Origin of the sequence: Pseudomonas fluorescens (assembly GCF_900215245.1) — a bacterium.
Classification (GTDB): Bacteria; Pseudomonadota; Gammaproteobacteria; order Pseudomonadales; family Pseudomonadaceae; genus Aquipseudomonas; species Aquipseudomonas fluorescens.
This window is the reverse complement of record NZ_LT907842.1, coordinates 5,183,807-5,202,716: the sequence shown is the minus strand read 5'-3', so window position 1 is coordinate 5,202,716 and position 18,910 is coordinate 5,183,807. Positions and strand designations below refer to the sequence as shown.

The following is an 18,910-nucleotide window of genomic DNA, read 5'->3' as shown; positions in this document are numbered from 1 at the left end:
TGTTTTTGCCTTTCAGTCCCACCGGCAACAGCAGGAGTTCCATGGCATGGCGACCCAGCCCCTTGATCGTTTGTCCGACCCCAAATCCCTTCCCGGTACGCCGCTTAAGTCAGCCGCAGCGTTCCATGTGCTACTCAAAAACAGTGCAAGCAAAAAAGTCGAGTCCCAGGACAAGACGCCATCGGGGCTCGATGCCAGCAAGCAACAAGGCTACGAACTGGCGGCCAAGGACGCCACGCCGCCACCTGCGCTGTCTGACTACAAGGCCATCGGCCCGCCGGATGAAGTCGGCCCGGGGCTGATCCGCTATGAAACCCAGGACGGCAAGAAGGTCATCGTCAGCGAACAGGACAGCCCCGACCTGTTCAAGCAAGTCAGCGCAGACTTCAAGTCCCTCTCCGGCGTGGTTGCCAGCCAGAACGCCGGTTACCAGAGCCTGGGCGCGGACGGCAAGGCCCCGGAAAAACTCGCCGATTACAAATCCCTCGGCCCGCCGGATGAAACCGGCCCCGGCGTGATCCGCTATGAGACCCAGGACGGCACCAAGGTCGTTATCAGCCAGCGTGACAACCCCGAGGCCTTCCAGAAAGCCAAGGACGACTATGCGAGTTTCAGCGGCCTCACCAGCAGCGAAGACGCCGGCTACAAGCGCGCCAGCGATAACGAAGTGTGGCCGCCGTATGGTGGCACCACCGTCGGCCCGGTCGATGAAGTCGGCCCGGGGCTGATCCGCTTCGAAAGCAACGGCCAGAAAATGGTCGTGGCCCGTGATGACAACCCCAAGCTGTTCGACTACCTGGCCGGCCTGCACGAGGTCTATACCGACCCGGGCAAGAAGGCCGTGGTGGAAGGCGAACTGAATAACGGCGCGACACTGGCCGACGCCAACACGCCAGTGCCGGGCCTGAATGACTACAAGACGTTCAGTTGGAACAACGACCAGAAAGACAACATCCTCACCTACGAACTCCATGACGGCACCAAGGTGGTGGTGTCCTCGAATGTCAGCCCCGAGCTGTTCAAGAGTGTCGCCACCGCGCATGACACCTGGGACAAAATCCACACCAGCGAAAGCGAAGGCTACAAGCTGGCCGGGCCGAATGACTTCCTGAAAAACACCGACATCACCTTCGGCTCGCCCGATGAACTGGGTGATGGCCTGATCCGCTACGAGACCAGCGAAGGCAAAGTCATCGTCTCCAAGGAGCTGAGTCCGCAGCTCTACGACGACGTCAAGGCCAAGTGGGACGCCTTCAGTGCCGGTGCAGTCGATGACACCCGCACGCAGCACAACCTGCCCAAGGCCGGTGACCTGGATGTGCTGAACATGGACACCGGCGTGCACGCCGATGAAAAAGACGACAAGTCGCCAACCCTGAGCGTCAGCGAACTGGCCACCACCCAACTGATCGACACTTACCGCGCCGGCGTCAAAGACGGCTCGATTCCCAAGGATGACCCGCGGGCCAAGCTGGTCCGCGCCCTGGAAGCCCAGGCCGCCTACCAGAATGGCCACGGCATCACCGGCTACGAAGAATCCAAGCGCCCGTTCAACACCACCTGGCGCGAGTTCGATGACAAGCAGACCGAACTGACCTCGGCCGACATGCACGACATCATCGACGGCAAGGCCGTGCAAGAGCAGATCGGCGAACTGTTCAAAGACCCGACCGTGCAGGCCGACTACAAGTCGAAAATGGATGACGCGATCAACAAGCTGCCGAACAAGGACGAGATCAAGCAGAAGCTGCTGGACCTCACGTCCAACCCGGATTACGTGCTGTACCTCAAGGATCTGCAAAACCAGGGCAAAACCTCCGAGGCACAAAAAGACCTGAGCGACACCCTCACCTCGCTGTCACTGTTCGACCCCGAAGCGGCCAGCAAAGCGGCGCAGAATATCCAGGCCGATGGTTTGACCACCGACCTCAATGCGATCCTTTCGGACCCGAGCAAGATCTCCGACGAGAACAAGGAACTGGCCACCAAGGACCTGTTCGGCCTGCTCAAGGGGGTCTTGAAAGGCACCCTGCTCGACCTGCCGCGCCGTACCCAGGAAACCCTGGAGAAGTTCCTCAACGAAGGCTTGCAGGGCAAGGAAAAGTCGGCCGGCGTGACCAAGGCCCTGGAAGAGTTGGGCGAGGTTTACAAGAACAACGGCTCCATCAGCGAAGCCGACCTGAAAAGCGCACTGAACAAACCCTATATCGCGGTGGCCGATCGCGGCATGCTCGGCGAGGTCTTCAACACCCTGAACAGCAAGGGCATTCTTGGCTCCCTCGGCGCCGGCGTGACGCTGTTTTCGGCGATTTACCAACTGGTGGGCAAAGGCGGCAAGCTCGGTGAAACCCCGGCGCAGCGGATGTCGATTGCCAAGGACTTCCTGAGCTTTGCCGGCGGTTCCAGCCACTTTGTGCGCCTGGGCGACAAGATCGGCGAGACCTTGGGCAAAGGCGGCCTGGTGGACTTCCTCGGCCTGGACAAGACCCTGCCGGAGATTTGGGGCAAGAACGGGCTGCAGGAGCCTAACTTCGAGTTTCGCGTCAACGAGCTGCCAAGCGACGTCAAAGCCAAGATTACCAGTGCCCTCGATGCGGTGCCTGACAGCCAATACGACGGCATCTCGACAATGTTCGGCGAGGGCGACAAAGCCGTCACCGAGGCCACCGAAGGCCTGGCCACTCACCTGGATGACGGCCTCGCGGCGGCAGGTGCGGCCAAGTTGGGCGCGTCCAAGTCGGCGAAGATTGCCGGTTCGGTGATCAAGGTGCTGGGCCCGGCCACGGATATCGTCGGGGGGTTTGCCGATATCGTGTTGGGCGCCTTGGCGATCAAGAGTGGGGTCGACAGCAAAGACCCGCTGGCCCAGGCCGCGGGTGGCCTGCAAGTGGCGGGCGGTGCGTTCGGCGCATCGGCCGGGGTACTCGGCGCCGCCGCCCTGTTTGGCGCGGGCACGGCGGCGGCATTGACCGGGCCGCTGTTCCTGGTGGGTGTGGTGCTGGCGGTGGTCGGCGGGATCATCGGCTACTTTGTCGACCACAACAAAAAACAGAAAGCCACCGAGAAAGAAAACGACTGGTACCGCGACCTGGCCGGCGACGGTTTATTGCAGGACAACTGGGCTGACAAGGTCGAATACGCGCATTACGAAATCCACCACTACAAAGGCCGCGACACGCCGACCGACGACAGTATCTTTCGCTTCCAGCAATCGGAGTGGGAACACTTTGACGCGACCCCGCAAAAAGGTGGTTCGTCGAGTAACCGACTGGACGGGGACTTGCACAAGCACTACGAAGACCCGAACACACCGCCGAAAAGCTTGCCGAGCGATGCGCCGCCGGAGCGACCACAACCCCATGCACCCGGCGGCGGTGGCCCGCGCCTTAACTAACGGCCAGGCAGGCGGGCCTCTCTCCATGGGGGAGCTGGCTTGCCTGCGATGACGGCTTCGCGTTCACCATCCATGTGACTGGCTGATAGACCGCTACTGCGGCATAGGTATCTACACCTGTTTTTTTACGGGTTGGGTGGTGTGGTTGTCGCGGGCGCGCTGTGTACATATCCGTTGTTTGGGTCACGGCCGAAATAGGTTCCGCCCTTACGGCGGGTCACTTTGGAAAAGCCCCAAAGTAACCAAAGGGCTCTTGCCCCACCACTCGGCACCTCGCCTGGGCTCGGTGTGCCCTCACGCAGGCTTTGGACCGTGGGCCGCCGCCATGGGCCATCCTTGGCCCATCGCGGCTAAACCGGCGTCCTGCCGGTTTACCCACGCTCCAAAGCCTGCGTTCGGCCAGCGTGGTTAACGGGGCGCCTAAGATCAAGATCAAAGTCAAAAGCAAAGCACGGCGGCCTGACAGCCGACCTGAGTGGTTAGATCAAAAGCACAAGCGAAGTGGTGTGTCAGTTGATGGAGTGGGTGACTGGCACACCGCATTCGCGAGCAAGCCCGCTCCCACATTTGGAACTGGGTACATCAGGCGGAGGGTGGGCTGCTCTTCGGACTGTGTTGGGTCAATCTGGGAGCTGGCATGGGGTCTGCGACTGGGTATGCCTGATGTATCGAAGCGTCTGCATCGCAGGCAAGCCAGCTCCCACAGAAAAGCAGAGCACTGCGGTGCTGGCAGCTGAACTCGGTCAACATTGTGGGAGCGGGCTTGCTCGCGAAGGCGGCGCATCAGTGACAGATGAGCTGACTGACCCACCGCATTCGCGAGCAAGCCCGCTCCCACATTTGGAACTGGGTACATCAGGCAGAGGGTGGGCTGCTTTTCAGACTGTATTGGGTCAATCTGGGAGCTGGCATGGGGTCTGCTGCTGGGTTTGCCTGATGTATCGAGGTGTCTGCATCGCAGGCAAGCCAGCTCCTACAGAAAAGCAGAGCACTGCGGTGCTAGCAACTGAACTCGGTCAACATTGTGGGAGCGGGCTTGCTCGCGAAGGCGGCGCATCAGTGACAGATGAGCTAACTGACCCACCGCTTTCGCGAGCAAGCCCGCTCCCACATTTGGAACTCATTTCATCCGGTAAACGTGGTGTTGCTGTGCTTTTGCTTCTACCACTCAGGTCGGCTGTCAGGCCGCCGTGCTCTGCTTTTGATCTGCTGTTGATCTTGATCTGACAGGCCCCGTTAACCACGCTGGCCGAACGCAGGCTTGAATCCGTGGGTAACCCGGCAGGACGCCGGGTTAGCCGCACTGGGCCAGGGATGGCCCATTGCGGCGGCCCACGGATTCAAGCCGGAGTGAGGGCATACCGAGCCTGGGCGAGGTACCGAGTGGTGGGGCAAAGCGTTTTTTGGTTACTTTTTTAGGCGTTTGTAAAAAAGTGACCCGCTGTAAGAGCGGAACCCATAGCAGCCGTTACCGCAGCAACGGATATGCACTCATATCTACCTAACCCCTCACAGGCTCAAAGCAACACAAAGAGTTGCGTAGATACCTATGGCCATCACAGGCAAGCCAGCTCCCCCAAATGATCGGGGTTTACAGCTTGGCGATGGACACTTCGGTCGACTTCACAAAGGCAATCACCTCGCTACCCACTTTTAATTCCAGATCCCGCACCGAGCGGGTGGTGATCACCGAGGTAACGATGCCAGACGCAGTCTGCACGTCAATTTCGGACACCACTTCCCCCAGCAGAATTTCCTTGATCACGCCCTTGAACTGGTTGCGCACATTAATCGCTTTAATGGTCATGTCGGGTTTCCTTTTGGCTGTTGGGTCAATCCGCACGAATGCGCAGGCCCTCAAAATGCGCCATTCAATTAGCGATTAAAAGGAATAAATAACTCTTTATTTATTCGATATAAATATATGCGTACTGTTCACCCGGCTACAGCGAATCAACACACTGCTGGCGCAGCTCAAGGCACTGTCCTTGACCGAGCTACAGCGGGCCCATGTGATTTAGGCCAATGTGCGACTGAGTGTCACCCAATACCGCGTCCGCGCCCGCACCTCAAACCCCAGTGTCTGGGCCAGCAGGCTGAGGATGCGGTCGGTGTCATCCAGGCGAAAGCTGCCGGTGACCCGCAGGGTTTCCAGGCTCGGGTCCCAGCGCAGCACACCGGGGCGATAACGCTCCAGCTCGCGCAAAAAATCCCCCAGCGCCTGGTTTTGCGCGGTCAAGACGCCGTCGCGCCAGTCCAGTTGCTGCGCATCGAACGGCATCCGCTCCCCAAGCCCCTGGGGCTTTAATAACGCTTGCTGACCGTTGCTCAACGTCGCCAGTTGCCCGCTCACATCGCGCACCTGCACCGCGCCCTTGAGCACCGACACCCGGCAGCCGGTCGGCAACTGCCGCACACACACCTCGGCCTGGCTGACCTGGACCTGGCCGTAGCGGGTGTTCACTGCGATCAAAGCCGAGCCCGGCACACTCAGCGCCAATTCCCCTTCCACCAGCGTGATGCGCCGATGGGCGAGGTCGACATCGACGGCCGTGGCGGTATTGAGTTGCAGGCTACTGCCATCGACCAAAGGCAGGCGTTTGCGCTCGCCGGTGGCGGTGTGCAGATCGGCACGCCACGCCTCGATGGGCAACTGGCGGCTGATCAGCCACGCCGTCGGCACCAACGCTGCAACACCCAGGGCACGCTTGAGCAGTGCGCGCCGCGCCGGTTGCGGGCGGTCGAGGCTGGCCATCGCCAATGCGTGTGGCAAGTCGCTGAACCGCTGGCGCAGGGATTGGGCTTTTTGCCAGGTCTGTTCGTGTTGAGGATGGCTGTCGCGCCATTGCTGCAAGGCCGCATGGTCACGCTCGGTGGCGGCGCCGGACTCCAGCAATGCCAGCCACTGGGCGGCGGCGCGCGCGACATCGCGACTCACAGGTCCACCAGCAGGCAATGTTCGTAGGCCTGGGCCATGTAACGCTTCACCGTGCGTTCGCAAACGTCGAGCCGTTCGGCAATCTCTCGATAACCCAGGCCTTCCAGCTGGCTCCACAGAAACGCGCGGCGCACCAGCACCGGTAAACCGTCAAGCAACTCATCCAGTGCTTGCAGGGTTTCGAGCATCAGCCAGCGTTGTTCGGGTGACGGCACGCAGGCGTGCGGCAGGTTTGCCAACGCATTCAAGTACGCCTGCTCAAGGCTGCGCCGCTGATGAAAATTGACCAGCAGGCGCTTGCCGACGGTCACCAGATAGGCACGCGGTTCCTGCATCTGCGCAATGGGCTGCGCACTGGCGAGCACGCGCAAAAAGGTGTCCTGGCTCAGGTCCGCTGCATCCCAGGCATTGCCCAGGCGCCGCCGCAACCAGCTTTCCAGCCAACTGCGGTGGTCGCGGTACAAACTCGACAACGTGAGTTCGGCAGCGTGGGTCGGGGCAACAGCATCAGTCATGGCGAGCAACCTGCGCGGCGCGAGTTAATCTCAAATGAGATTAATTCTATTTAATATCGAGCCGACACACCATGTTCTTTTCAACATTGCGTTTATACGCAAGCCTCTGCGTCAAATACCTGACCGCGCCCGACCACGCTGGCAGGTGCCAACACCGCCCCCGGCGCTAACACCGCATTGGCGCCGATTCGGCACTGATCGCCGAGCAACGCGCCGAATTTATCGCACCCGGTGCGCTGCAATTGCCCGTTGATCCGCACCTGCACGTCCTTGTCCTCGCGCTCATTGCGGTAGTTGGCGACGATGCTGCCGGCCTCCAGATTGACCCCATGGCCGAGCACCGAATCGCCGACAAAGTTGAAATGCGCCAGCTTGCTGGCACTGAACACAAACGAGCTTTTCAACTCCGCACCCGGGCCGATGATGCACTGCGCATCCACCCAGCACCCGCCGCGCAGCAGAGAACCACTGGCGATAAAACAATGCGCGCCGATGATCAGTGGCCCCTTGAGCACGGCGCCGGACTCGACGGTGGCGGTACGGTGGATGGCGATTTCATCCTGAATGACGTAAGCGTCTGCCGGCAACTGCACCAGTAATTGGCGAACAATCGCCGGGGCCTGGGCCACCAACGCCCAAGGCGTCAGGTCAGCCCAAGGCGCCAACGCGGATTGGGATACGTCGGCAATGTAGTCGGTGAGTCGGATCAACGTCGAACCCTCCAGCGGTCAGAGAAGCTCGAAACGCTAGCATGGCGGACGTGAGAAACCGATCTTTACTATTTGTCTTGATATGGATATTTTATCCAAAAACGCACACAAGGTCCGCTCATGCAACTGCCTGACTACCACGACGTCATCGCTGCCGCCCAACGCCTGGCAGGCGTCGCCCATCAGACGCCGGTGTTGACTTCGCGCACCCTCGACGCCGAAACCGGCGCCCAGGTGTTCATCAAATGTGAAAACCTGCAACGCGCCGGCTCGTTCAAGTTTCGCGGCGCGTTCAACGCCCTTTCGCAGTTTGATGCGCAGCAGCGCAAGGCGGGCGTGGTGGCGTTTTCCTCCGGCAACCACGCCCAGGGCGTTGCGCTGGCCGCTCGTTTACTGGGCATGCCGGCGACCATTGTGATGCCCACCGACGCGCCTGCCGCCAAGGTTGCAGCGACCCGAGAATATGGTGCCAGCGTGGTGCTGTATGACCGTTTCACCGAGGACCGCGAACAAATCGGCCGCACCCTGGCCGTCGAACACGGCATGACGCTGATCCCGCCTTACGATCACCCGCACATCCTTGCCGGCCAAGGCACCGCCGCCAAAGAGTTACTGGAATTCAGCGGCCCGCTGGACGCGCTGTTCGTCGGCCTGGGCGGTGGCGGCATGCTCTCCGGCACCGCATTATCGACCCGCGCCCTGTCACCGGATTGCCAACTGTTCGGCGTCGAACCGCAAGCCGGTAACGATGGCCAGCGCTCGTTCCACAGCGGCAGCATCGTGCATATCGACACCCCGGTGACCATCGCCGACGGCGCGCAAACCCAACACCTGGGGAACTACACCTTCCCAATCATCCGCGACCTGGTGAACGACATCCTGACCGTCTCCGACGCGCAGTTGATCGACGCCATGCGCTTCTTCATGCAGCGCATGAAACTGGTGGTTGAACCCACCGGCTGCCTGGGCCTGGCGGCATTGCGCCAACTGGGCGAGCGGTTCAAAGGCCAGCGCGTGGGCATCATCGTCACCGGCGGCAACGTGGATATTCAGCGCTACGCCGCCCTGCTCAGCGAGGCACCATGAAGATCATCCACACGTCGAAGGCCTCGGCACCGGCCGGGCATTATTCCCAGGCCATCAGCCACGGCGACACGCTGTATATCTCCGGGCAATTACCGGTCAGCCCGGACGGGCGTCACAACCTGTCGGCGCCGTTTGCCGAACAGGCCCAAATCGCACTGCATAATCTGTTGGCCATCCTGAACGCCGCCGGCGGTTCGCCGCAGGATCTGGTCAAGGTCACGGTGTACGTTGCCGGAGTCGGGCACTGGCCGGCGTTCGACCGCGTTTACGCCGCCGCGCTGGGCGATCACCGCCCTGCCCGCGCGGTGGTGCCGGTGCCCGAGTTGCATCACGGTTACCTGGTGGAGATTGAAGCCGTGGCGCGCTATTTGGCGTAGGTGTAGACCGCCGCGCGCGACACGCCCAGGTGCGAGGCCACGGTTTCCATGGCCCGCCGAATGTCCATGCAGCCGGCGTCTTTGAGCTCTTGCAGCAGCACCCGCCGGTCCGCCGTCTTGAGTGCACGCGGCGTGGTTGCCAGGCGTGCGGCGAACTGGTCGATACGCGTGCGAATCAGGTCGGCGCCCGAAGGGTCGAGGGACTCGCCGGGCTTGTCACCGCTGACCGAACCGAACTGTTCGAGCATGCCCTGCAAGCCCCGGAACAACGAAAGATCGACATTCATGCACAAGGCGGCGACGTACTTGCCGCTGGCGTCCTTGATACCAATCGAGGTGCTCTTGACCTGGCGGCCATCGGCGAATTGGTTCTGGTAATTGGCGATGACCTGGGGGTACTCGGGGTCGGCAATTCGCGCCAGGCCCAACTCGGTGGCCGGGTCACCCGGCTGACGCCCGGAGAGGTTGTTATGGATCGCCAGGATCGCGTGCTGCGGGTCACGCAAGTCATGCAGCACCACCTCGCAGAATGGGCTGAAGGTCTTGCTCAAGCCTTCGGCAATCTGTTCGAGCTGGCTGATCAGGGTGGTGTCTTCGGGAGAGGTCTTGTTCATGCAAGACAACATATCCAGTCCTGGACAGGCCGTCAATTTAGCCACGGCCCCTCATTGTGGCGCTTTAATTTTGAACACCCCTGCTGCCTTGCCGATACGCTGAAAATGCAGCGCACTCTCCAGCGCATGCAACCGCGCGCCGCCCGCCTGGGGGCGCGTGTCCGGGAGCGGTTGCGCGGCGGGTAGATGCTTACCCGGCGGATAGAAACCTCTGGAGGATGACGGTTGCAGGCTGTTTCAGTTCTGCGAAGATAGCCGCCCCACGGATGGCTATGCCTTCATTGACAGGAGTGAAATTCTTGACCGTCGCCGCCCTGCTATTTGCCGAAAGCTTTCCTATTGCAATCACTGACAACCTGATCAGTTCCAACCTGGCGCCCGATATACCGCCTACCACGCCGTTGACCGGCCTGGAATTGCGCAAGGGCAATGCAGGCAAAAGCTTCCCGACAGGCTTGGCGCTCAAGGTCTGGGCATCCGAATTCGGCTTTTACTTTCTGTATGCAGGGCGCGTCGATCACGCGCGGCAACTCTTCGACAGGGTCGAACAGGTGGTCTATCGGGAACAGAAATACACCCTCGATCGCCACCAAAACATCATCGACGATGCCAATTATCATGGGCTCGACGCGAGTTTTATCGTGGTCTATCTCGACGAGGGATTCATCGCCTACGCCGGCGATGCCGACCGCCAAACCACACTGATGGGTAAAAGCTTCGGCAAAGTCCTGGTTATCGGCTCCGGGCGTGACTCGCTGATACAGGCGATGGACACCCTGGAGCGTCGCCAGACCCTGACCTTGCCCGAGCTCGAACCCGTCAACCTCGACTACGCCACCCACGCCATTGCCAACGCGCTCGCGGTGGTGGGCCGCTCAAGCGTGGAATACATGCGCGCCCACTCCGCCTTTGCACAACAGTCCACCGGCGCACTGTTCAATATTTCTTACTTTCCAAACCTCTATGGCTGGAGCGTGACGAATCCTGCACCCGGCTGGCTTGCGAACCGACTCTGCCAGATATTCACTCACAGCGACGGCACGGGCACCTACCTGACACGCCTGGTGGTGACCCGCCAGGAAGTAGGTTGCACGCACCTCGAGACGTTTTTCTTCAGCGGCCACCAGAAGCTGGACTTGGCCCAGGACGGATTCACGCTGGACTTGCGCAACCTGACACTCAGCCGGATCAGGGCCCTTTATGACGACAGTGAAAGCAGCGAAATGCCGGTCCTGGAAGAGGACCTGGCGTTGTATCAGGTCATTGTGTACGGCCAGAAAGACGCGCCGGGCATGCCACCGGCTATCAGCCACACCGTCACCTATGATTGCAGAAGCGCTAGCCTGACCATCGCCAACGTAGCCGGCGCCTTGCGCTTCACGCTGCACCAGCCGTTAATTCGCAACCTGTGGGCACGGATCAATCGGGAAACGGCATTACTGCCCACGCGAACCCCCTTGATCCTGCATCCAGGCTTGTCTACCGCCAAGCGCCGAATCTGGTTAAAGCTTGAGAACCTGCAACCCAGCGGCTCCTACAAATTACGCGGCATGAGTGCGCTATGTGCGTACGCCGCAAGCCTGGGCAAATTCAGAGTTTTCTGCCCGTCAGGCGGCAATGCCGGCCTGGCCACAGCCATTGCTGCGCGCAACCTGGGGCTGCAAGCCTGCATCGTCGTGCCCACCACCACTCCCGAAGCGACCCGAGCGCGCATCCGCCGGGCGGGTGGTGAGGTCGTGGTGCATGGCGATCTATGGGAAGAGTCCAACCAACGGGCGTTGAGTCTGGCCAGCGATTCAGACGCTTTTTATGTGCCAGCCTTCGACCACCCGATGTTGTGGGAAGGCCATAGCAGCCTGGTCGACGAAATTCTTGAAGACTGCCCGAATGTGGACAGCATCGTCAGCTCCGTCGGTGGCGGTGGTTTACTCGCGGGGATCCTGACCGGACTCGAACGGCACAAGCGCTACGACTGCAAGATAATCAACTGCGAGACGGCGGGTGCCGCCTCCTTCCAGGCGGCGATGGCGGCCGGAAAACCCGTACGCCTGCCGCGCATCAACACCGTGGCCAAATCACTGGCGGCGTCTCAAGTCGCCGCGTGGCCCGTTGAGCACATCCGCGCATTTGCCCATGAATGCGTGGTACTCAGCGACGCCGACGCAATGATGGGCGTTGCCCGTTACGCCGACGATTTGCGTCAGTTGGTCGAGCCCGCTTGCGGCGTATCGTTGGCCGTTGCGTACCTCGACCATCCGGCCATCGCCGAAGCACACGATGTGGTGATCATCGTGTGTGGCGGCGTGAGCATCACCGCCGAGCTGGTGGCGCAGTGGCAACAATCCGTCTGACTAACACCGCAGGCGTCGGCCAGCCGACGCCTGCGCTCGGCACGCTGAATCAGGCATCCTGCAAAATCAGGTCAGCGCCCTTCTCCGCCACCATCAACACCGCCGCATGGGTATTGCCCGACGTCACATTCGGAAAGATCGACGCATCGACAATCCGCAACCGGTCCAACCCATGCACCTTCAAGCGTTTGTCCACCACCGAGACCTGCGGGTCCGAGCCCATGGCGCAGGAGCCGCACAGGTGGTAGATCGAGCCGCTGTTTTCACGGAAGTATTGCAGCATCTGCTCATCGGTCTGCACCGCCGCGCCCGGTAATACTTCAGCCACGGTGATGCCCTTGAGCGCCGGCGCCTGCATGATCTTGCGCATCAACCGGCTGCCCTGGATCACCTCGTCGATGTCCTTTTGCGTGCTCAGGTAATTGGGGTCGATGAGCGCCGCGTCCCGCGGATTTTTCGACGCGATGCGGATGGTGCCGCGGCTGGTCGGGCGGCACGGGTTGAAGCACAGCAGGAAGCCGGAGTAAGGCTCGGGCTTGAGGCTGGCCTTGTTGTTTTTCGGAATCTGGTACGACAGCGGGTTGAAATACAGCTGCAGGTTCGGGTCTTTCTGCGCGTCGTTGCCGCGAAAGAAACCACCCGCCTGATTGACACTCATGGCCAGCGCGCCTTTGCGCGTAAACAGGTACTTGAGACCGAGTTTCAACTGGCCGAACAGCGAGCTGAGTTCGTCGTTCAGCGTCGGGATATTGGCCTTGTAGTAGTAGCTGGCGCACAGGTGGTCTTGCAGGTTATCGCCCACGGCCGGCAGGTGCTTGACCAGCGGGATACCATGCTCGGCCAGCAATTGCTGGTCTGCCACGCCGGACAGTTGCAATATCTTGGGCGTGTCCACCGCGCCGGCGCACAGGATCACTTCCTTGCGCGCGGTGAAGGTACGGACCACGCCGTGCTGGGTGACGGCAATGCCGGTGGCGCGTTGCTGGTCGTCGAACAGCACGCGATCAACCAGCGCATGCAGTTCCACGGTCAGGTTCGAGCGACTGAGGGCCGGGTGCAGATGAGCAAAGCTGCTGGAGCAGCGCTCGCCCTTGCGGGTGTTGACGTCATACAGCCCGGCACCTTCGAAATTCGGCCCGTTGAAGTCGTCGCTGTGCGCATAGCCGAGCTGTTCGCAGCCCTTGAGGAACACGTCACAGATCGGATGGGTCTGGCCCTTCATCGGCGTGATGCTGATGGGGCCACTGCCGCCGTGGTACTCGGTGTCGCCCAACGGGTGGTTTTCCAGCTTGCGAAAGTACGGCAGCACGTCCTTAAAGCCCCAGCCGTCGTTGCCATTGGCGGCCCAGTCATTGAAGTCATGGGCCTGGCCGCGCACATAGATCATCGCGTTGATCGAGCCCGAGCCGCCCTGCACTTTGCCCCGTGGCGCGTAGATTTCACGGCCTGCGAGCTGCTTTTGCGGCTGGCTGTAGTACATCCAGTTGAAGGTCGGGTTGTAATACATCTTGGCGAAACCGACCGGGATCTTGAACCACCAGGAACTGTCTTTGCCGCCGGCTTCCAGCAGCAACACGGAGTATTCGCCCGAGGCGGACAACCGGTTGGCCAGCACGCACCCTGCGGCGCCGGCGCCGGCGATGATGTAGTCATATGTCATGCACAATTACCGCGTTATTCGTAGTTAAGTGCCTGGCTCAGCCTTTGGCCGGCGAGGTGTCTTTGACGTCGGCCGGTGTGGCAGCCATTTGCAGGTGCAGGCGCTCGCCTGTATACGGCGTGTGCTTGCGCACCACGTCCATGTTCAGCTCTACCCCCAGGCCCGGCTCAGTGGACGGAATGATGTAGCCGTCCTCCCATTGCAGTGGCTTGGTCAGGATGTCGGCATGGAAACCGCCCCAGGTCATGATGCTTTCCTGGATCAGGAAGTTCGGCGTGCAGGTGGCCAGTTGGAAACTCGCCGCCGCGCCAATCGGCCCGTTGTATAGATGGGGCGCGATCTGCGCGTAGTAGGCCTCGGCCATGCTCGCGATTTTCTTCGCCTCCAGCAGCCCGCCGCAGCGCGCCACGTTCATCTGCAGGATCGACGCGCCGCCAGCTTGTAGCAGCTTGAAGAATTCATACTTGGTGGTCAGTCGTTCGCCCGTGGCGATCGGGATACTGGTCTTGGCCGCCACTTGGGCCATGGCCTCTTCCTGGCCAGGCGGTACCGGCTCTTCGAACCAGAGCGGGTCGTATTTCTCCAGGCGCTTGGCCAGGCGAATTGCCGACGACGGCACCATCTGCCCATGGGTGCCGAACAGCAGGTCGCACTTGTCGCCTACCGCCTCGCGGATCTTGCGGCAGAAGGTCTCGCAGCGTTCCAGCACTTCCAGGGAAATCTGGTGGCCGGAGTACGCGGTGTACGGCCCCGCCGGGTCGAACTTCACGGCGGTAAAACCTTTGTTCATGTTCTCGATGGCGCACTCGGCCGCCAGGTCCGGGTCGTCATAGTCATACTCGCCCTGGCTGTTGACCGGGTACAGGTAGGTGTAGGAACGCAGGCGCTCGTTGACCTTGCCGCCGAGCAATTCGTAGACCGGCTTGTTGGCCGCCTTGCCGATGATGTCCCAGCAGGCCATTTCCAGGCCGCTGACCACACCCATCATGGTCAAGTCCGGGCGTTGGGTGAAACCGCTGGAATAGGCCTGGCGGAAAAAGCGCTCGATATGGTGCGGGTCGTGGTCGAGCAGGTAGCGCTCAAACACATCCTCGATGATCGGCAGCATGGCCTTGGGGCCAAAGGTGGCGGCGTAGATCTCACCGACACCTTCGATGCCGCAGTCGGTCTTGAGCTTGACGAACAGCCAGTACATCCCACCAATGTGCGGCGGTGGAACGGCGACGATATGGGTTTCAAGGGCGACGATTTTCATCTCAGGCACCTGTCTGGTTGAATTTTTTACGGTTGATTCGAGCACGCAGGGTCAGGGCCGCCAGGGTCCCGAGCACGCCGACAAAAGCGATGTAGCCGAAGTACAGGTTGTAACCGGCCTTGCCTGGGTAGGTGTCGGTCAGGTAGCCATTGATCAGCGGGATAAAGGTGTCGGGTAAGTAACCCACTACCGAGACAATACCGATGGCCAGGCCAGTGATGCGCAGCGGGATGTCGCAACTGTCGAGGATCGCCCAGTACAGGCCGCGAATCGCATACGTCATCAGGCCGATGAAGATCACCGTGCCGATCAACAGGCCGAGGCTATTGAGCGCCGGGAACACAATCAGCCCGACCATGGCCAGCGTTACCAGCACCAGCGCGACGATCAGCACCGAGATATTCGAGAACTTGTCCCCCAACCAACCGCCGCCAATGCCGCCGATGGGGCGCATCCACAATTTGATGGTGGTGATGGTGCCGGCCATGACGGCGGTCATGCCGCTGCCTTGCAGGTAATCGGAGAAGCTGTAGGTGGCCCAGAACATGTGATAACCGCAGAACACAATGGCGGTCACCAGCCACAGCTCGGGGATCTTCACCAGGGTCGTGAGGTCGGCAATCAGGTTGAACTTACCCTTCTCCACCGCCGACGTTTCGGCCATGGACTTGGGGTCCTTGAGCAACACCAGCCCGCAGCCGATGGCGATGCAGATGAACGAATACAGGTAGACCACCTGTTTGAAACCTTCGGCCGCCGACTGGCTGCGGGTTTCAGTGGCATAGGCGAACAGACCGAGGGCCACGGTTGCCAATAACGCTTCAACCAGGCCGCGACCGCCATCGAGTATCCCGAAGAAACGCCCTTGCTCAGTGGGGTGGGCGATCATCTTTACGCGCTTGAGCACCGAGGCCCAGAAGGTCAGGCCGGTGGTGAGCCCCCAGCAACCGAAGATAATCATCAGGCCGGTCATCGACGGCACCGTCGAATACCAGAGGCCCAGGGCGCCGGTGGCGACCAGCGAGAAAAAGATCAAAAAGCGCGGCGGCAAACGGTCGGCCAGCCAACCGCTGGGCAGGTAGCTGAGCAAAAAGACGGTGCCGAGCATGGAGTACAAGTAGCCCAGTTCACTGTGGTTGATCTGGAACACGTCAAGCATGGTGGTCTGGTAGACCTGGCGCAGGTAGAGGATCGGGTAAATCGCCCCGGCGGCCAATACCAGCAAGAGCAATTGGAAATAGCGACTGGCGGTGTCGCTTTTTGCCGCGGACACGGCATCGAGATCCTGGGCAACGGGTGCAGGCTTGGACATCTTGATGACCTCGGACACCCACTGTGCAGGTGCCCTCATAATTGTTTTTATTGAAGGTGCAGCCGGTGTGCGTGAATCAGTACTTCATGACCACCAGACGGGTCTGGGTGAACTCCAGCATTCCGTGCTTGCCGTCATCGCCGCCCAGCCCTGAGCGTTTCCAACCGGCGTGAAAGCCCTGATACGGGTCCGCCGGGGTGCGATTGACGTACAACTCGCCGGCTTCAATGGCGTTCGCCACTTTCATCGCCGTGCGGTAGTTCTCGGTGTAGAGCACCGACGACAGGCCGAACTGATGGTCGTTGGCCATGGCCAGTGCCTCGTCGATATTGCGGTACTTGAGCACCGGCAGCACGGGGCCGAAAATTTCTTCCTGGATGATTTCCATGTCCTGGCGGCAGCCGCTGAGCAAGGTCGGCGGGTAGAAATGGCCGGGGCCCTCGGGCAGCACGCCGCCAGTTTCCAGTACAGCACCGGCAGCCACGGCGCGCTCGACCATGGCGTGGATGTTCTTTTGCGAACTGGCGTTGACCAGCGGGCCCATCAGGCTTTCATCGTTGGCCCGGTCGCCGAACTGGACGGCGCTTATCTGGGTTTTCAGTAAGGCCAGGAACCGGTCGTAGACGCTCTCGTGCACATACACCCGCTCCACCGCCGTGCAGAGCTGGCCGCAGTGGGTTGTCTTGGAGCCGATGATGGCGCTGGCAGCCTTTTCCAGGTCGGCATCGGCCTCGATGATCGCCGGGGTCTTGCCGCCCAGCTCCAGAGACGGCTTGGCGATATTGGCCTTGCAGTAATCGAGCACGATACGCCCGGCGTTCACGCTGCCGGTAAGCGTAATCAGGCCGACCGCTTTATGCGTGCAGACGCTGGCGGCGGTGGCATGGTCCATGGTCAGGATGTTGATGACACCGGCCGGAAGCCCGGAGGTGACCACGGCCTTGGCAATTTCGAACGCCGACAGCGGCGTGTTGTTGCTCGGGCGCACCACCACGGTATTACCGGCGATCAGCGCCGGGGCGACCTTGCGCAGCAAGGTGTAGACCGGGTAGTTGAACGGGATCAGGCAGGCCACGACGCCAATCGGCTCGCGTTGCAGGAACAGGTTTTCATCCGGCGTGTCGCTGGGGATGATTTCACCTTCGATGCGACGCGCCCATTCGGCGTGATAGCGAGTGATTTGTGCGGCGTAGCGTGCTTCATTGCAGGCATCGCTGACGCTCTTGCCGGACTCGCGGGCCAGGGCCGCACCGATGGCTTCGGCGTGGCTGTCGAGGGCGTCGGCCAAGGCGCGCAAGTGTTCGGCGCGTTCGATACTGGTGAGCTTGCCCCAGGTTTTCTGGGCGATGGCGGCAGCGTCGACGGCGGCAATGGCCTCATCGGCGGTGGCGGCGCTCACGTGGCCGACCAGGGATTCATTGGCAGGGTTGTAAACGGCGATCAGGGCGTCGCTGGCGGGCTCGACGAACTGACCGTTGTAGAAATTGCGCTCGAATTGCATGTGGTTTGCCCAACGTTGTTGTTTTGCGAGTGACATGCAGTTTTGTATTTGCTTGGGGGGTGTGCAAACGACTTATTGGGCGGGGTAACGTGAGGAAAACGAAGGTTACGGGTGTTCGAGTACCTATCCGTGACGGCGGTATCGGATAGGTACTCGAACTCACCCCGCCGCCGTAGAAGGCTCCAACTGCCGCTGCGCCAACCAGATTTCCTCCTGCAGCCAGCGCCCAAACACCTGCAACTGCGGCATATCCGTCTGCTCCGGCCGGGTCACCAGCCAATAGGACTGATGCCCTTCCACATGCACATTCAACACCTGCGTCAACTGCCCACTGGCCAACTCCGACGCCACCATATGCCAGTCCGCAATGGTAATCCCCAACCCATCGACCGCCGCCTGTATCGCCAGGTTGAGCAAATCAAACTCATAACCGCCCTGGGTATCGACCCCGGTAATCCGCGCCGCATCCAGCCAATGCTTCCATGTGAGATAACGCTGATCTTCACTCGCCAGCACATGCAGCAACGTCATCCGATTCAAGTCAATACCGTCCCCGCCACCTTCGCGGGCGAACAACGACGGTGTGCACACGGCGATATGCCGCTCCTGGAACAACAACGAGCTGTCCAGACCATCCCACTCACCATTACCAAAACGAATCGCACAGTCGAGGGTGCTGGTCTGTGCCAGGGTGTCCTGCATGCAGGTGGTGATGCTCAACTCCAACTCCGGGTGTTGCTCGCGCAGCCTTCCCAGGCGCGGCATCAACCAGCGGCTGGTAAAGGTCGGCGGCGCGTGGAGGTGCAGTCGGTTGGAATGGGTTTTCTGCTGAATGCTGCGCACCGTCAGCTCGATCTTGTCAAATGACTGATGCAACGCCCGCAACAACACACGCCCGGCACTGGTCAGCTCCAAATGGTGGTGACGCCGCTCCAGCAGGTGTTCCCCCAGTTGTTCCTCAAGCTGGCGGACCTGGCGACTGACCGCACTTTGGGTCACGTTCAACAGCTCGGCAGCCCGGGTAAAACTGCCGGTGCTGCCGGCAACTTCGAAGGCTTTGAGGGCATTGAGACCAGGCATTTTGCGTTTCATGGAGGGCACTCGACAGCAGCGGACAAGGAAGATTGAGCAGAGCAATGCTGCACACAACATACCTTTTTGTATTGAACCTGGGGTAGCACCCTCTGCGGCCGAAGA

General features: G+C 60.8%; 14 protein-coding genes. 4 read left to right on the top strand and 10 right to left on the bottom strand.

Going from position 1 to position 18,910, the window contains the following annotated elements; genetic code table 11:
- Positions 1–46 precede the first annotated feature (46 nt).
- Positions 47–3,394 carry a hypothetical protein gene (locus CPH89_RS24155; protein WP_053256252.1) on the top strand — a complete coding sequence of 1,116 codons (3,348 nt, stop codon included), beginning with the start codon at positions 47–49 and terminating at the stop codon, positions 3,392–3,394.
- 1,591 nt (positions 3,395–4,985) lie between these two features.
- On the opposite strand, the gene CPH89_RS24145 is transcribed toward CPH89_RS24155, so the two are convergent.
- The 4 genes from CPH89_RS24145 to CPH89_RS24130 form a co-directional block, all read right to left on the bottom strand.
- Complete coding sequence (locus CPH89_RS24145) at positions 4,986–5,201, bottom strand: TOBE domain-containing protein (protein WP_003173733.1); 216 nt, start codon at positions 5,199–5,201, stop codon at positions 4,986–4,988.
- A 210-nt stretch (positions 5,202–5,411) separates the two neighbouring features.
- Positions 5,412–6,332 (bottom strand): FecR domain-containing protein, encoded by a 921-nt coding sequence (locus tag CPH89_RS24140; RefSeq protein WP_053256253.1) that lies wholly within the window; start codon positions 6,330–6,332, stop codon positions 5,412–5,414.
- Positions 6,329–6,847, bottom strand: coding sequence for a sigma-70 family RNA polymerase sigma factor (locus CPH89_RS24135; RefSeq protein WP_053256254.1), 519 nt, complete (start codon positions 6,845–6,847; stop codon positions 6,329–6,331). The genes CPH89_RS24140 and CPH89_RS24135 overlap by 4 nt, the downstream gene beginning before the upstream one ends.
- Before the next feature lie 92 nt (positions 6,848–6,939).
- Positions 6,940–7,557, bottom strand: a complete 618-nt coding sequence (locus CPH89_RS24130) for an LbetaH domain-containing protein (protein ID WP_053256255.1) — start codon at positions 7,555–7,557, stop codon at positions 6,940–6,942.
- Between the two features lie 120 nt (positions 7,558–7,677).
- Here CPH89_RS24130 and CPH89_RS24125 point away from each other — a divergent pair, with 120 nt between their 5' ends.
- Positions 7,678–8,643: a threo-3-hydroxy-L-aspartate ammonia-lyase gene (locus tag CPH89_RS24125; protein ID WP_053256256.1), complete on the top strand. Its 966-nt coding sequence runs from the start codon at positions 7,678–7,680 to the stop codon at positions 8,641–8,643.
- On the top strand, positions 8,640–9,020 hold the full coding sequence (locus CPH89_RS24120) for a RidA family protein (protein ID WP_053256257.1): 381 nt from the start codon (positions 8,640–8,642) through the stop codon (positions 9,018–9,020). The genes CPH89_RS24125 and CPH89_RS24120 overlap by 4 nt, the downstream gene beginning before the upstream one ends.
- On the opposite strand, the gene CPH89_RS24115 is transcribed toward CPH89_RS24120, so the two are convergent.
- Complete coding sequence (locus tag CPH89_RS24115) at positions 9,008–9,634, bottom strand: helix-turn-helix transcriptional regulator (protein WP_053256258.1); 627 nt, start codon at positions 9,632–9,634, stop codon at positions 9,008–9,010. The genes CPH89_RS24120 and CPH89_RS24115 overlap by 13 nt on opposite strands.
- A 1,418-nt stretch (positions 9,635–11,052) precedes the next feature.
- On the opposite strand from CPH89_RS24115, the gene CPH89_RS24110 reads away from it, so the two are divergent.
- The gene (locus tag CPH89_RS24110; RefSeq protein WP_053256531.1) at positions 11,053–11,985 is read left to right on the top strand and encodes a pyridoxal-phosphate dependent enzyme; all 933 of its coding nucleotides are present in this window, start codon (positions 11,053–11,055) and stop codon (positions 11,983–11,985) included.
- 49 nt (positions 11,986–12,034) lie between these two features.
- Here CPH89_RS24110 and CPH89_RS24105 read toward each other — a convergent pair whose 3' ends face one another.
- The 5 genes from CPH89_RS24105 to CPH89_RS24085 form a co-directional block, all read right to left on the bottom strand.
- Positions 12,035–13,645: a GMC family oxidoreductase gene (locus CPH89_RS24105; RefSeq protein ID WP_053256259.1), complete on the bottom strand. Its 1,611-nt coding sequence runs from the start codon at positions 13,643–13,645 to the stop codon at positions 12,035–12,037.
- A 37-nt stretch (positions 13,646–13,682) separates the two neighbouring features.
- Positions 13,683–14,900, bottom strand: a complete 1,218-nt coding sequence (locus CPH89_RS24100) for a mandelate racemase/muconate lactonizing enzyme family protein (protein WP_053256260.1) — start codon at positions 14,898–14,900, stop codon at positions 13,683–13,685.
- Between the two features lies 1 nt (position 14,901).
- Positions 14,902–16,212, bottom strand: coding sequence for an MFS transporter (locus tag CPH89_RS24095; RefSeq protein WP_053256532.1), 1,311 nt, complete (start codon positions 16,210–16,212; stop codon positions 14,902–14,904).
- Positions 16,213–16,288: 76 nt separating this feature from the next.
- Positions 16,289–17,713 (bottom strand): aldehyde dehydrogenase, encoded by a 1,425-nt coding sequence (aldA, locus tag CPH89_RS24090; protein WP_053256261.1) that lies wholly within the window; start codon positions 17,711–17,713, stop codon positions 16,289–16,291.
- A 159-nt stretch (positions 17,714–17,872) separates the two neighbouring features.
- Positions 17,873–18,805: a LysR substrate-binding domain-containing protein gene (locus CPH89_RS24085; RefSeq protein ID WP_053256262.1), complete on the bottom strand. Its 933-nt coding sequence runs from the start codon at positions 18,803–18,805 to the stop codon at positions 17,873–17,875.
- Positions 18,806–18,910 lie beyond the last annotated feature (105 nt).